At 49.8% G+C, this 15290-nt stretch carries 15 protein-coding genes and 1 pseudogene; 10 read left to right on the top strand and 6 right to left on the bottom strand.

All coding sequences use genetic code 11. The features are described from left to right. Positions 1-206: 206 nt before the first annotated feature. Positions 207-968, top strand: coding sequence for an aminoglycoside phosphotransferase (locus D5398_RS11220; RefSeq protein WP_120507695.1), 762 nt, complete (start codon positions 207-209; stop codon positions 966-968). Positions 969-1151: 183 nt separating this feature from the next. Here D5398_RS11220 and D5398_RS11215 read toward each other — a convergent pair whose 3' ends face one another. From D5398_RS11215 to D5398_RS11205, 3 genes are all read right to left on the bottom strand, one after another. Next, complete coding sequence (locus D5398_RS11215; RefSeq protein ID WP_120507694.1) at positions 1152-1448, bottom strand: chorismate mutase; 297 nt, start codon at positions 1446-1448, stop codon at positions 1152-1154. Positions 1449-1739: 291 nt separating this feature from the next. Beyond that, positions 1740-2150 carry an ASCH domain-containing protein gene (locus tag D5398_RS11210; protein WP_120507693.1) on the bottom strand — a complete coding sequence of 137 codons (411 nt, stop codon included), beginning with the start codon at positions 2148-2150 and terminating at the stop codon, positions 1740-1742. A gap of 209 nt (positions 2151-2359) precedes the next feature. Then, positions 2360-2689, bottom strand: a complete 330-nt coding sequence (locus D5398_RS11205) for an NIPSNAP family protein (protein WP_120507692.1) — start codon at positions 2687-2689, stop codon at positions 2360-2362. A gap of 282 nt (positions 2690-2971) precedes the next feature. Between D5398_RS11205 and D5398_RS25630 the strand changes: the two are divergent. The 4 genes and pseudogenes from D5398_RS25630 to D5398_RS11185 all read left to right on the top strand — a co-directional run. Continuing rightward, positions 2972-3103, top strand: a pseudogene (locus D5398_RS25630) (VOC family protein); the annotation flags it as partial. 202 nt (positions 3104-3305) lie between these two features. Beyond that, positions 3306-4109, top strand: coding sequence for an alpha/beta fold hydrolase (locus D5398_RS11195; protein ID WP_120507691.1), 804 nt, complete (start codon positions 3306-3308; stop codon positions 4107-4109). Positions 4110-4219: 110 nt separating this feature from the next. Next, positions 4220-4567: a Dyp-type peroxidase gene (locus D5398_RS11190; protein ID WP_341868525.1), complete on the top strand. Its 348-nt coding sequence runs from the start codon at positions 4220-4222 to the stop codon at positions 4565-4567. 56 nt (positions 4568-4623) lie between these two features. Next, on the top strand, positions 4624-5019 hold the full coding sequence (locus D5398_RS11185; protein ID WP_120507713.1) for a VOC family protein: 396 nt from the start codon (positions 4624-4626) through the stop codon (positions 5017-5019). Between the two features lie 244 nt (positions 5020-5263). On the opposite strand, the gene D5398_RS11180 is transcribed toward D5398_RS11185, so the two are convergent. Continuing rightward, the gene (locus tag D5398_RS11180; protein ID WP_120507690.1) at positions 5264-6166 is read right to left on the bottom strand and encodes a LysR family transcriptional regulator; all 903 of its coding nucleotides are present in this window, start codon (positions 6164-6166) and stop codon (positions 5264-5266) included. 153 nt (positions 6167-6319) lie between these two features. On the opposite strand from D5398_RS11180, the gene D5398_RS11175 reads away from it, so the two are divergent. Next, positions 6320-7069 (top strand): SDR family NAD(P)-dependent oxidoreductase, encoded by a 750-nt coding sequence (locus D5398_RS11175; protein WP_120507689.1) that lies wholly within the window; start codon positions 6320-6322, stop codon positions 7067-7069. Positions 7070-7221: 152 nt separating this feature from the next. Continuing rightward, a complete protein-coding gene (locus D5398_RS11170; RefSeq protein ID WP_120507688.1) occupies positions 7222-7704 on the top strand; it encodes a glutathione peroxidase in 483 nt (160 codons plus the stop codon). A gap of 134 nt (positions 7705-7838) precedes the next feature. Here D5398_RS11170 and D5398_RS11165 read toward each other — a convergent pair whose 3' ends face one another. Continuing rightward, a complete protein-coding gene (locus tag D5398_RS11165) occupies positions 7839-9350 on the bottom strand; it encodes an anion permease (RefSeq protein WP_120507687.1) in 1512 nt (503 codons plus the stop codon). Between the two features lie 613 nt (positions 9351-9963). Between D5398_RS11165 and D5398_RS11160 the strand changes: the two genes are divergently transcribed. From D5398_RS11160 to D5398_RS11150, 3 genes are all read left to right on the top strand, one after another. Further along, on the top strand, positions 9964-12741 hold the full coding sequence (locus D5398_RS11160; protein WP_120507686.1) for a flavocytochrome c: 2778 nt from the start codon (positions 9964-9966) through the stop codon (positions 12739-12741). A gap of 276 nt (positions 12742-13017) precedes the next feature. Beyond that, entirely contained in the window at positions 13018-13896 is an 879-nt protein-coding gene (locus tag D5398_RS11155) for a hypothetical protein (RefSeq protein ID WP_244216747.1), read from the top strand. Between the two features lie 28 nt (positions 13897-13924). Continuing rightward, on the top strand, positions 13925-14341 hold the full coding sequence (locus D5398_RS11150; protein ID WP_244216746.1) for a hypothetical protein: 417 nt from the start codon (positions 13925-13927) through the stop codon (positions 14339-14341). Between the two features lie 25 nt (positions 14342-14366). Here D5398_RS11150 and D5398_RS11145 read toward each other — a convergent pair whose 3' ends face one another. Continuing rightward, on the bottom strand, positions 14367-15254 hold the full coding sequence (locus D5398_RS11145; protein WP_120507685.1) for a LysR family transcriptional regulator: 888 nt from the start codon (positions 15252-15254) through the stop codon (positions 14367-14369). Positions 15255-15290 lie beyond the last annotated feature (36 nt).

Here is a 15290-nt window from a genome sequence, read left to right as displayed (position 1 = left end):
TATAGCCGCCATGAATGAAAGGTCGGCTCCTCGCTCTCGTCAGACCTTCAGCGTCAGGTGTTTTGTCTGCTGTGTGCCAGGAGCGGACGTTATACGCTTCATAATGTGCTAACTATAGAGAGGCAATCTGGCTGTATGACTTACAGATTGCGCTAAACTCAAACCCCTCTGAATTAACCAACCGGCCAACGATAAAGGCAATATGTATGTCTGATGATAATTTATCACGCATGGGGACTGCCAAAGTGACGCTTTTGGTGGATGAAGCAGGTCATCAGGTAATCGAAAAATTTCCTGTCAGTGATGTCGAGTTTAATTTTTATCAACACGCAGCCAGGCATCTCGTTCAGGTCGACATTTCCACCCCAAAGTTGTTGATCGCCGATCCGTCCACTCGCAAGTTAAGACTGGAATATATCCCACACCAAGTTGATCAGGACGAAGTTGTACGAGATGAAGTTTTGGCAATTCTGTCTCGCTTACATTGCTATCGACCTGACCCTTCATGGGTTTATCACAATCTAACCTGGTCAGAAGCAGCCCTTGAAAAATCTCTCATACTGTTGGCATTACCGGACAGAGCAGCAAAACAGTTGCGGTATTTTTACCAGGCAAGTGATGTTCTTTTCAGTGGTCAGTGCTTAATTTCAGGCGACAGTAATGCGGGTAATTGGGGAAAAAGGGATAACGGTGATTTAGTTCTTTTCGACTGGGAGAGATTCAGCACTGGTAGCCCAGCCATTGACCTTGCCCCACTAATAAAGGGAATGGGTTTTAAACAAAAATTTATTGAGTTTGCTGAACGCTATAACTGTATATCGCGGAATTATAATCCTAATGATTTAGCCAAAGAAATTGCGATTGCTAAAGCATGGATTGTTACCGAGGTAGTCGTATTGCTTAATGAAAGGCGTAAAAGTGATTTTGAATTCTATCTCAAGTGGTACAGAGAAAATCTTCCCGCCTAGTTAGGTAACACTGTGAAAATGCTTTGATATTTTCAACCCCCTTGTCTACCAATGATGCGGATTCTACTATGAGCAAGAATGTCCGCTCCTCGCTCTCAGCAGACCTTCAGCGTCACTTGTTTGTCTGCTGTGTGCCATAAGTAGACATTCAACAGCTCTTATATAGTAACTTGACGCACGATTTCAGCGGTTTTCTTGTCGCAGTTGGTCGTGTTGATCGAGTTCATAATCGATAAACGCGCCGATCATAGCCCGGTAGACCTTTTCGATAATCACTGTGGGAAGTCCTGCTTCAGTCGCCTGTTTACTTACCTTATCGATTACCTGCTGGACGCGGTCTGGAGCACGTACGGCTGAATGGTCACTTTTGAAAGCTGCTGCAGCTTTAACACACTGGCTACGTTGCGCGATCATTTTAACCAGTTCACTGTCAATCTGATCGATACGGTTCCTAACATCTTCAATTGACGAAAAATTCATTGGAATCCACCTGCCTAGTACATGAGTCTGACAGATTACATAAATCTTCGATTCAAAAAAGTTTTTAAATTTGTAAAGTCTGACTTAAAGAACGAGAAACCAAAGAATTCACACAAGAATATGCGGTTATTGAGAGTGTGATAAAAGAGATAGGGCGAATGTCCGCTCCTCGCTCATAGCGGACCATTCACATCAGCATGTTTGCTTCGTGCCAAAAGAGGAAATTTTATAAATTGCAGTAGGTAACGCTACGATATTTTTCTCATCTGAGATGCAGATACTTTGTTCGGTTCACAGAACCTCAACAACCTCAAATTCTTCTGCGATCAGCTCCATTTCATCAGAGAAATAACCTTCACGAGTAAAAAACTTCTGATGTTCGTTCTGCCAATACTCAAGGCTCAAATCACCTTCACCTTCCTTTCGGGCAAAGTCGGCGGTAACATCACAAAAACGCACGAGTCGCATCGAAACCAATCTGATAACGCACACTGGTACATCCTGGCTATCAAGGATGATGTTATAACTCCCAATCCTAGGTGCATATTCTTCTTGCTGGTAAGTTGCAAAAGAACCGCATGAGGCCGTTTTAATCCCTTTTATAATAAGGTCTGCAAGTTCGTTGGCCAGTTCTGGGCTATCACCAAATTGCCAAGCATTCGCGCTTGGATACTTCATCTTTAATTCATCAACCGCACACATTTAAAGCCCTCTTAATCACATATAAAAAGAAATTTCATTAATGTTTTGAGCATGAATTGCCAGAAAATTTACATTGATGCTCTTATATTACTTTCTTCGTCCGCTCATCGCTAAAAGCTGCCGGTGAGATACCTCAGATCATCGGATGAACGGCTCGGGCAAGCAATATAAATGCCGCTTGCGCGGCTTTTATACGCATAGATGGACAGTCAATTTGAACGTAAATTCTCTATGGCACTATTATTAAGCATGAGCACCGATTTAACGCTGACGCTGATCCTATCAATAATGTCCTGCCGAGGGCCAAGACGCCATTCTTCACTGTTGTAAAAAGTTTCCTGAGAGGATTTGAGATGGGAGAGGCTGTCATAAGCTCTGATCAGATAGTATGCGTCGTTGTCATGTGCGGATATACCAAAAGAAATAATATCCATACCCGCTGAACGGTGAAGTGGAGCACTCTCCTCCGTCATGATTTTGTGGAAGTCTTTCCCGGTGCCTGGTTTTAGAGTGTACAGCAGAAATTCGACTGCTTTCATCTTCGATATCCTTTTCATTTTTTTCATCATAGCGAATTATTGCGCGTGGAACAGTTGAACTTGTCAGTATTGGCGGAGCGTGCAGATTGATACCGATTCTTTCCTCGCCATGCTGGGTCTGAGCGTCTCCTGAATGCCAAAAGCGGGCATTAACAAGGCGGAATATTTCGCAGTCTCTCATAGACAAATTAAAAACAGGCTAGCGTGTAAACTCAAGCGGGATCTGAACCTTCAAGCAGTATCCTCTCCAGGAGAACCCGGGTCTATTCAGGATGCATGCATGCCTGCGAAAGAATGACTGATGCTGGTTTCAGAATGACACAGTCATTCAACCCTTACTGGGATGTGAACGGAAGGACATTTGTTGACCTCGACGGATATAGGGTGGTTATCCAGAACAAGGCATGGGCATAAGCCCTGGGTTGATACGGCTGCTGTTATATATACGGTAATGTTGGTGGGATTGATTGCCCGCGCTGAGGGACGTCCTACACTTCACCAGATTCGAGGGTTTCAAGAAAATCATTAATATTGATTGATTAGTAAGTTTTATCTATTTGTATTAATCAACTAGCAAAGTGAAACTGAACACCCATTTTCTTCTGGAGAAAACATCATGCAACGCTATTCCGCTACTGTTCATAACGAAGGGGCTGAAATTGCTTATGACGTCGAAGGACAGGGGCCGTTACTGTTACTGGTTGTCGGAGGTAATGGTGACAGCCGCCGCTTCACCGCGTTATCTGCACAACTCGCTGGCCGCTATACCGTAGTGCGTTACGACCGGCGCGCTAATTTCCGCAGTATCGGCGATACCCAGGCTGAACTGGACATGGCCCAACAGGGTCGCGATGCCGTTGCTGTTATCCGTGCGCTGGGCACTGAAAAGGCGTTTGTGTTCGGCAACAGTGCCGGGGCGAACATTGCTTTGAAACTGACACAGGATCACCCGCAACTGGTCAGGGGCCTGGTCGCTCATGAACCTCCCATTACTGACTTTCTGCCAGAGCCTGAAGCTGCATCCTGGCGACTGTTTTTTAACCGCGTGTACGACACATATAAAGCAGACGGCGGTGCCGAGGCGATGAAGTTGTTCAACACGGTATTCGTCGGCCTGGACTTAAATGCCAGTGCTCCGGGTGATCAGGGGAGTGCGTATGACCGTTTCCTTTCACATGAATTCAACACTATCAACAGGTTTGTCCCTGACCTGGCAGCACTGCGCAACGGCGGTGTACCGATGGTGACTGCCCGGGGGCGCACTAGTGGTGACGCGTTTTATGCCCTGACCGCGCGTGAACTGGCACGAAAATTACCCTGCTTATGTATTGAGGTCAGCGGGCATCATCTGGGCTATGCCACCGACCCGGCACTGTTTGCCGATGAATTGCATCAAATCCTGGTTTCACTGCGGAAATAACACCCGAGACGTTGTTCAACCTGTAAAGAGACAGGGTTTCCGGGTGTGGTTGTGGTAGGCAATCACGGCGGCACCCGGTTCTTCTTTACGACTGACCATCATCAGATTAGCTGCCAGCTCTTTCGAATCAAGAACCTGAGAACAACGGCGGGATTAAAATCCTCCGCCGTTCTTATAACTACACCGACGGGCTAAATAACATGGCGCAACTTGATGCCGGACTGTTGTTTATCAGCTATCAGAAAGACCCGGCGCAGTTCGAAGCCTTGCAGACTAAACTCGGCGCATCCGACGCGCTTAACGAATACATCTCTCACATCGGTTCAGGGATCTTCTTCGTACCCCGGCACCGAAAGAAGGGTCTTATATCGGGGCGGATATGTTTGAGGCCTAGCCTTACGAAAATATTCGGTCATAGCGGCAAATGTCTGGTATGTGCCAGTAGCGGGCATTCATAGCGAATGATATGGTGATTTCGAGTGAATGGCAGATCCCAAAACGAATGGAGTTGATTTTGAGAACGCAGAAAAGAGGTATGGGGTATGTGGCTATCGTTGTCGATGATTATGACCGAGCGATTGAATATTACACAAGCAAGCTCGGGTTTACGCTTGTTGAAGACACGCCTCAACCTGGCAAGCGCTGGGTGGTTGTGACGCCTAACCCGGAAAGCGGCTGTAATCTTCTTCTGGCCCGCGCCTCAAACGATATGCAAAAAACCTTTATCGGTAATCAGTGTGGCGGGCGGGTGTTTCTTTTCCTTCATACTGACGATTTTTGGCGCGATTACGACGCTATGAATGTCGCAGGCGTTCATTTTTGCGAGGAGCCACGTGAGGAAGAGTACGGGACGGTGGTTGTATTTGAGGATCTCTACGGAAATCGCTGGGACTTGTACCAGAACAACTAATTTCCAAAGCGCCGTAGGGCGCTTATTAGCTTCAGTTAGCTATCCATGATTTAGAGTAAATACGCTCACACTGCGGGATATCCCCAGCCTGTTTGCCACATGGTTCGCGCAGCTTCTGGCGTGAGATGCTCTGTGTGCCAGTGGTCTTGTGGCATCTAAAACTCTTGCTCTCGATGATGAATGAGACATTGATTCCTCCTGGGGTATCTGTCCCGTTTTAACGTTCGTTCAACCTATCAATTCTTCATCCAACCCGCCCCGCAAACCCTTCCAGCAGCCAGTCGATAAACACCCTCAGGCGCTGGGGGACGTGGCGGTTCTGCGGGTAAACCACGTGGAACGGATACACCGCCGGACGCCATTCTTTCAGGATTTCCACCAGCGTGCCTTCGCGCAGCGCGCTGTTTGCTGAATAACTGAATGTCTGAATGATCCCGAGTCCGGCCAGTCCCGCTGCCAAATGTGCATTACTTTCGTTTACGCCGACACGGTGCGCGACTTTGATTTCTGTTTTTTCGCCATCGCGTTCAAAACGAAAAGGGAAGGCGCGACCGTTTTGTGAGGAGACATAACTCACCAGCCGGTGGCCGTTTTTAAGTTCATCAGGATACGCCGGAGTGCCGAAAGATTTCAGATAAGCCGGGGTCGCGCAGGTGATGAGTGTTGCGTCGCCTATCTTGCGGGCAATCAGCGACGAGCTGTCGAGCGGACCACCGCGGATCACGCAATCCACGTTATCGCTGATGAGATCGACAGGGCGGTCGGAGACGCCCAGATCGAGGCAGATATCTGGATAGCGCGACATGAAGTCCGGCAGCATGGGGATCAGAACATCGCGCGCGGTGGAACCGCCGACGTCAACGCGTAACAGGCCTCGTGGTTTGCTGCGCGCCGTGTTGAGCGAGGTATCAATGTCTTCCAGATCCCGCAGAATACGCGCCGTTTTTTCATAATACCCGCGACCTTCCGGTGTGACCGTCACGCGCCTTGTGGTGCGCTGCAACAGCCGCACGCCGAGATGCGCTTCCAGTTCCTGCACCAGTTTGCTCAGGGTCGCATTGGGCATATCGAGAGAATCCGCCGCTCTGGTAAAATTCCCGGCTTCCACCACGCGGGCAAACGCCCGTATCGCTGTCAGCTGATCCATCCGTTTACTCCGCCAGTCAGTATGTTTTTATTATACACAGCCATGAATAGTCATTTTCATTTTCCACTATTTTTCAATAAACCTTGCAGGACTACAGTAAGTCCATGCCGCAAACGCGGCTCACTGAAACTCCACTGATATTGAGGAAAGAAAATGAGCAGATTACTGAACGGAAAAGTTGCACTGGTTACCGGCGGTACCAGCGGCATTGGTCTGGCGAGCGCAAAAGAACTGGCTGAGCAGGGCGCACAGGTATTTATCACCGGCCGCCGTCAGGCTGAACTCGACGCGGCAGTCAGCGAAATCGGCAGCGCTGCGACGGGTATTCGCGCGGATGCCTCAATGCTGAGCGACCTTGATGCGGTCTATGCGCAAATCGCCAAAAGTGCAGGGCATCTGGATATCTTATTTGCCAACGCGGGCGGCGGCGATATGCAACCACTGGGGGCGATTACCGAAGAGCATTTCGACCGTATTTTTGGCACCAACGTGCGCGGCGTGCTGTTTACTGTGCAGAAAGCGTTACCGTTGCTGCGTGAAGGCGGATCGGTGATCCTGACCGGTTCCACAACCTCTATTCAGGGCACCGAAAGTTTCAGCGTGTACAGCGCGAGTAAAGCCGCGGTGCGTAACTTTGTCCGCTCTTGGGCGCTGGATCTGAAAGGTCGCGGTATTCGGGTGAACGTGGTCAGTCCGGGGCCGGTACGCACGCCGGGACTTGGCGGGCTGGTGCCTGATGAACACCGCCAGGGATTGTTCGATGCGCTTGCGGCGCAGGTGCCGCTGGGGCGTCTGGGTGAACCGGAAGAAATCGGCAAAGTGGTGGCGTTCCTGGCCTCTGATGCCGCCAGTTTTATCAACGGCACCGAGCTGTTTGTGGATGGCGGTATGGCGCAGGTGTGATTCAGTATTGAGATAAAAAAACGGCCAGCGGAATTCCACTGGCCGTTTTTGCTTTTCAGAAGCGGAAAAGAACATCGATCCGCCGGAGAGGGTTAAAAGCTACACTTTAGTCACCAGATTCGACTTTCCAAATCTGCTCTGAGGATTTTGACATGAACACCTTTCATCAACTGACCGCCACCAGTCTGAGTGGCCAGCTCGTCTCTATGGCCGACTATGCGGGTAAGCTGATTCTGGTGGTTAATACCGCCAGCCATTGCGGTTTCACGCCACAATACGCGGGCCTTGAAACGCTCTACAAGAAGTTCGCTGCTTCAGGTCTGGTGGTGCTTGGCTTCCCCTGCAACCAGTTCGGTAAACAGGAACCCGGCGATGCCGACGAAATCGCGCAGACCTGCCACATCAACTACGGTGTGAGCTTCCCGATATTTGAGAAAGTGGAGGTCAACGGCGCCGCGGCGCATCCGGTGTTTCGTTACCTGAAAGATGAATTACCTGGCGTTCTGGGTGGACGGATCAAGTGGAACTTCACTAAGTTCCTGATCGGACGCGACGGCAAACCGCTTAAGCGTTTTGCACCGTTCACCACCCCGAAGAAAATGGAAGCCCTCATTCTAGCTGCACTCGAAGTCTGACTGTTTCTTTCATTCGAACCGTCTATATTTAGAAAGCTCGCTCATCGCTGACAGCGGCATGATCTGTATACCCACAAAAAAACGCGCCTGAGGAGATCACTCCCCAGGGGCGTTTTTTATTGCACAGCTGAATATCAGAACATCATTACCATCCACGGATAGGCAATCAGCATCATGCCGCCGAGGAAGATAGCGCCGAAGATGGTGCCCAGACGCCAGTAATCTTTCGTTGGCAGGTAGCCGCTGCCGTAGTAAATCGGGCTAGGGCCTGTACCGTACGGGGTGATGATCCCCATCACACCCAGCGATGTCACCATCATCAGGCAGTAAACCGGCATATTAATGCCCGGAATAGCCGCAGCAATGGTCAGCATCGCCGGTAACAGCGCGGTGGTGTGCGCCGTGGTACTGGCGAACAGATAGTGCAACAGGAAGAACGCAATCAGCAGCATGACGGCGGCGACCTGCGGGTCGAATCCGTTGAGCAACTGTCCGCCTTCTTTACCCAGCCAGGCGATGAAGCCGACGCGGGCCAGACCATCCGCCAGCGCCACCAGCGTCGCAAACCACGCGAAGGTGTTCCAGGCCGGTTTGTTGCTGGTGATATCGTTCCAGTTCAGCACGCCGGTCCACAGCATCAGCACCACGACCAGCAGGGCAGCCATTGCTGGTTCAATCCAGGCAGCGGCAAAAATCCACATCAGCAGTGCAGAGCACACGAAGATCAGCAGCAGGATTTCGTTGCGCGACAGCTTACCCAGTTTGTCGAGTTCGCTTTTCGCCCAGCGCGGCACTTCGTCATTGATCTTCACTTCAGGCGGATAGAACCAGTAGGCCAGCAGCGGCATGGTCAGGATCAGCAGCACGCCGAGCGGCAGAAACGCCAGGAACCACATGCCCCAGGAAATCGTAAAGCCGGTGATGCTTTTGACTAACGCCAACGCCAGCAGGTTCGGCGCGAGTGCAGACAGGAACATCGAACTGGTAATACAGGCGGCGGTGATCGCGACCCACATCAGATACGAACCGATTTTACGCGCGCTCGGGTCATTCGGCTTGGAGCCGTACAACGGCGGCAGGTTGGCGATGATCGGATAAATCGTCCCGCCGCTGCGTGCGGTATTGGAAGGCGTAAAAGGCGCGAGCAACAGGTCGGCAAAGGTAATGGCATAACCGAGTGTCAGACTGCGGCGACCGAGGTATTTCACCAGGATCAGGGCCAGACGGCGGCCAAACTGTGTTTTGTCATAACCGGCGGCAAACATAAATGCGCCGAAAATCAGCCAGACGGTCGAGTTACCAAATCCGCTTACCGCCCATTTAAAGGCTTCGGTCGGCATTTTAAATTTAGGATTGGCGATTTCGGCAGGGCTGAACAGCAGCCACTGACTGAAGAGGGCGATCACCACCACGCCGGTCAGGCCAATCACTGCGCCTGGCAGCGGTTCGAAAATCAATCCGACAATCACCCCGACGAAAATAGCGAAGAAGTGCCATGCATAAGGCTCAAGCCCGGCAGGGACTGGCGTCAGCAGTAACAGCACCGCCACCAGCACCGGCAGAAACAGCATGATCAGACGTTTTTTTTGCCCCGTTTGCGGTGGCACCGCCACATTAGGATCATTCAAATTGGATGTGGGTTTCATAAAATTTTTGCCCGTTATTGAGAGTGAGCCTTACGCCCCGGTGGTTAGTGATTGTTTTCTGTTCCTGAAAACCATTAATTATTCTTTAACAAAAATGTATTAAGCGGTACGTAATGCGGATGCATCCTCTATGACGAAATTAAGACATTACTATTATTCTTAGAGTCATTGAGGCGATGAATTCGCTTATATACAGCCATATATCATTACAGGGAATGTGGTTATTTTTTCCCGGTTCTTTTTCAGATGTTGCCGCTTAAGAGAATGTAGAGTAAATCAACGTAAACGCCAACTCTAGAAGTCAACTTGCTGATTTTGCTGGTGGGATTTTTTATGTTAATCTAAAGTTGATTTTTGTCAACTCATCATTAACACTTGAGGGTGGTATGAATTTTCATGCCGGATAAATAAACAACTCCTGCTTTCAGAACGTTTATAGCGCCTATTTCATCGCATAATGCAAATAATGAACCACCAGATTTCCCTATTCGTCACCTGCTTCGGATTGCTTATTTAAACCTGTTTCTTCTTTACGTTAATGAAGAGGGTTAAGAACGGTAAGTAATGCGACCACAGAAAAATCCAAGACCTGTAAATTTCGGAGTTGATCACAATGAATAAGCTGACCCCGGTACTCAATCCGCTTACGTTGCCCAACGGTGCGGTACTGAAAAACCGTCTGCTGATGGCACCTATGACCACCTGTACCGGCTTCTATGATGGTACCGTCACCAGTGAGCTGGTGGAATATTACCGCGATAGAGCCGGCAGCATCGGGACCATCATCGTTGAATGTTGCTTCATTGACCGTATGGGCCCGGCGTTTCCCGGCGCAATTGCCATCGACAGCGACAACAAGATTTCCGGTCTGAAGAAAATTGCTGATGCCATTAAATCCAAAGGCTCAAAAGCGATTTTGCAGATTTATCATGGCGGCAGAATGGTGGAGCCGGAACTGATCGGCGGACGCACGCCGGTTGCGCCAAGTGCCATCGCCGCACCGCGTGAAGGCGCGACCCAGCCGAAAGAATTGACCGGCGAAGAAGTGGACACCATGATCACCAAGTTTGGTGATGCGGTTAACCGTGCTATTAAAGCCGGATTCGACGGTGTGGAAATCCACGGCGCCAACACGTATCTGATCCAGCAATTTTATTCACCGAACTCCAACCAGCGCACCGACAAATGGGGCGGCGATCGCGACAAACGCGCCCGTTTCCCGCTGGAAGTCCTGGAGATCACCCATAAGATGGCGGAGCGCTTCGCCGATAACTCCTTTATTATCGGCTACCGTTTCTCGCCGGAAGAGCTGGAAGTCCCCGGCATCCGCTTTGACGACACTATGTACCTGCTGGAAAAACTCGCCGCACGCGGGCTGGACTACGTGCATTTCTCGGTCGGTCAACTGCTGCGTCCTTCCATTGTTGATACTCAGGATCCCACTCCGCTTATTACCAAATTCCGCGCGATGCGTTCTGAAACGCTGGCCAAAGTGCCGGTGATTGGTGTTGGCGGCGTGATCAACAAAGCCGATGCGGAAAAAGGGCTGGAATACGGTTTTGATCTCATCGCCGTCGGTAAAGCCTGTATTGCCTATCCTGACTGGGCCGATCGCATTATTAATAACGATCACCTCGAACTGTTCATCGACAGCCATAAGCGCGAAGAACTGAATATCCCTGAACCGCTGTGGCGCTTCTCACTGGTTGACGCCATGATCCGCGACACCAGTGTCACGGGTCGTAAATATAAGGCAGGGGTTTATCAGGAGAAAGTGGAAGCCGAAGCGCTGAAGCTGAAAATCAGTGTCACGCTCGATACCGACCGTATCACCGACATCGCGCTGGTCAAAGACGACTCGCTTGACGTCGATTTCACCACCACCTTCGAAAGCCTGCGCACCCGCATGCTGGTCGCTAACAGTCCGCACGTCGATGCCATTACCGGTGCGACCACGCAGAGTGAGGCGCTGAAAAAAGCCGTTTCGCGTGCGCTGGCGACATCCAGTAAAGAACATGTGATTGAAGAAGGCGGTAACCCGCAGGCACCGCAAAACTTCGACGTTGTGGTCATCGGCAGCGGCGGCGCAGGGCTGGCAGCGGCGATTCAGGCGCACGACGAAGGCGCACACGTGGTGATTATCGAGAAAATGCCGACCATTGGCGGAAACACCATTAAAGCTTCCGTCGGGATGAACGCGGCAGAAACGCGTTTCCAGAAACTGAAAGGTATCGAAGACAGCAAAGATCTGTTCTATGACGAGACGCTGAAAGGCGGCAAGTTCAAAAACAACCCGGTCCTGCTGCGTGAGTTTGTCGAGCTGGCACCGGAAGCCGTCGAATGGCTGGCCGCGAAAGAAATTGAGCTCAACGATATCACTATCACTGGCGGGATGAGCATCGACCGTACGCACCGTCCGGCAGACCGCTCCGCCGTGGGTGGCTTCCTGATCAGCGGGTTGGTGAAAAACATCAACAAGCGCGATATCGAAGTGCTGCTCGAAACGTCCGTTGCTGAAATTCTGTCTGAAAATGGCGTGGTGACCGGCGTGAAAGTGGTGGATGAATATAACGACAGCCGCATTCTGAATGCGAAAAGCGTCATCGTCGCCACCGGTGGTTTCAGTGCCAACCGCGAGATGGTGGTGAAATATCGTCCAGAGCTTGATGGTTTTGTAACGACCAACCATCCGGGCGCGACCGGTAGTGGCATCGCCATGCTACAGAAACTGGGCGCAGATACCGTGGATATGGGCGAAATTCAGATCCACCCGACGGTGGAGCAGACCACGTCTTATCTGATCTCTGAAGCCATTCGAGGCGGCGGCGCAATCCTGGTCAGTCAGGCCGGTAAGCGTTTCTATAATGAGATGGAAACCCGCGACAAAGTGTCTGCGGAAATCATCGCGTTGCCGGAGAAAAGTGCCTGGGTCATCTTCGACGAGCAGGTACGTGCCAATAACAAAGCGGCTGACGAGTACATCGCCAAAGGCTTTGTTATCAGTGCACCAACGCCGGAAGAGCTGGCGGTGAAACTGAATATGGATCCGCAGACGCTTTCCGAAACCTTGCTGCGCTACAACCTGTTTGTGGTCGAGAAAAAGGATGAGGATTTCGGGCGCACCACGGCGCTGCGTCATCCGCTTAATCAGGGGCCGTTCTTTGCCATTCGCATCGCACCGGGCGTGCATCACACCATGGGCGGTGTGACCATCAACCCGGATACCGCCGTGCTTGATGCGCAAAAACAGGTGATCACCGGTGCCTGGGCCGCAGGCGAAGTGGTCGGTGGCATCCACGGCGCGAACCGCATCGGCGGTAACGCCGTCGCCGATATCATCATCTTCGGTATTCTCGCCGGGAAAAACGCGGCGGCGCTGGCAAAGCATTAATCGTCAGAGTGTGAACGCTTTAAAACGATAAAACCCACGTGAGAGCGTGGGTTTTTTTTATGGAAACAAATTCGTTGTCATTCCTTTTAAGATTATAGCCTGAGCAAATCAGTTAGCGTAATTCATGGATTTTTAATATTTGTTTACGCCAAAATGTTGCGATATAACCTCAGAAGTTTACACGGTGATTAATAAGCTATTATGCTTGGCAACGTCATTTCGTTGACAATTCGGTTAACAGGTTGTTGTAATCTATTTTAATACCTTTGGAGATATATGAGCAAACGCAGCGATATTACCAGCTCCATTTTAGGTACTTCTCGTGGTAAGGGTTTAGTCTACACCAAAGTGTTGGGCTGGATAGATATGGGACATGCTCGTGGAGATGATGGTAATAAACTTAAAAAAATACTTTTTGAAGAGAAAGGGAGGAAGTATTTCCGCGAGTTAAATGACTGGTATTTTCCTGTGGATTATTACCAGGAAATGTATCTTCCTGTTCATGAGAAATCCCTTACTAATCTTTGGGCTGGTATTCATGCACCTCTGATGGTGCGATCATGTCTGAGTAGCGAACTGAAAAAACGTATCGCTTTAACCATCATAATGAAGGCTGCATGGCGATTTGAGGCGTTGCAGGATACCTCATTAATAAACTGGCGTACCGACAGTGGTTTTAGTTGTGAAGATCTGGTATCTGACTTAGTTGGTTTTTATCGGATTTTCGGTAATGGTATCGACCCGTTGATTTTGTCACAGCCAACGGATATTGCCTATAGTCTCTCTATTTGGGACCATTATGGGCCGGTTGGGAGTCACAAGAATAAGACTTTCAGACCCCTGTTATTTCCAAAACCATCACCCGGAAAAAAATCATCGCCGAGATTAGGAATTCTTCCTTCATGGTTAGATTACATAAAGCCATTAGGCGATTTATCGAGTTTATACATATCAAATCGTTATCTAAACAGGCCGGTGACAAATTTCTTTGAAGATAAAAATAGAGTGAATGGAGACGTGTATTTATCCCTAAGACAGGGATTTGTTAAACCGTCAGATCTAAAAATGCCTTCGCATTATCCTATTTTCCCACATTATCCGAAGTCTCCTGATTATTTTCATATTGGCGGTGACAATCCCATGCCAACCTGGTGAGTTAATTATAATGAGAGTGGAGGGTGGTGTGCAAAAATTAATTAAGTGGTTTGGTTACTTTTTTGTAATGTTGTCCGTTGGACTTTTATTATGCATGGTTTTCAATTTTTTCTTATTTGGTTATATCTTTGACGGAAAAGAATATCGTAAATCAAACTGGTTTGATTATTACTACCTGACGCCCGGCATTATTAAAAATGCTCCTCAGATTTCTAATAATGCGCTTTATTATGTGCAAGGTGGTGACGAAAATACCCTTTTAGAGGAAAAGGTAACCTGGTCTCAGGTAAATGACGTACCGCAGGCAGTGAAAATACTAAAACTCTATCTGGTTGAGAGTGGTATCGATGTTGAGGCGCGGTATAAACTTGGAGAACGGTATTTTATTATTCCTTCTGAAAATAAAGTGAGTCTGGTGATAAATACGTGTATGAAAAATTGCTGACACTAAGATCAGCATTTTTATCCTTTTAACCAAATGCCTTCTGCACCGCCTTAATAAAACTGCGGATCTTCACCGTCTGGCGTAAACCCGCCGGTGTCAGCACATGCATCGGTCGCGAAGGTCCTTCGTAGTCGGGTAAAACCTGAACCAACCGTCCCGCATCGATTTCTTCTCTCAGAACTTCTGCCGGACCCAGTGTAACCCCATATCCTCTGACGGCGGCGTGCAACAGCGCTCGCCAGTCGTTAGAGCGCAGGCGGCCTTCAGGCTGGATTTCATGCATCTTACCGTCTTTGTGAAATTGCCAGCGGCAGGGTGCCTGAGGCGACCAGATGCCATAAACCAGACAAGAATGTGTGGCGAGTTCCGCAGGCGTTTCCGGCACGCCGTTCTGCGCGAGATAGCCAGGAGAGGCGCAGGCAATCAGCTGGTAGGGCCGCAGCGGATAAGCAATCATCTGGCTGTCGCTGAGTTCACCTATGCGCAGGATCACTTCATAGCCTTCCTCAACCGGATCGACCATCCGGTCACTGAGTGTCAGTTCAACCTGCGTTTCGGGAAACAGCGCAAGATAATGCGTGATGAAAGGCGCAAGAGACGATGTGCCGAACGTCACCGGCGCATTGACTCGCAACGTGCCGGAGGGCGTGACTTTCATTTCAAGCGCTATGGCATCCGCAGCTTCGGCCTCAGAAAGCACGATTTTACAGCGCTCATAATAACTGCGCCCGATATCTGTCAGGTGCTGACGCCGCGTTGTGCGGTTGATAAGCAACGTCCCCAGGCGGGATTCCAGTCGCGCAATATGCTTCGCTACCATCTGCGGAGAAATGCGCAACGCTTCTGCCGCTGCCGCGAAAGAACCCAGATCGGCGGTTCTGACGAACACATTCATGCTGGTTAAACGATCCATGATTCCCTCTTGTATGTTGTTTGTTTGTGGTTCTGA

Source organism: Rahnella bruchi (genome assembly GCF_003614975.1).
GTDB lineage: Bacteria > Pseudomonadota > Gammaproteobacteria > Enterobacterales > Enterobacteriaceae > Rahnella > Rahnella bruchi.
Note: the sequence above shows the minus strand (reverse complement) of the source record. Positions and strands in the feature narration are given on the sequence as shown.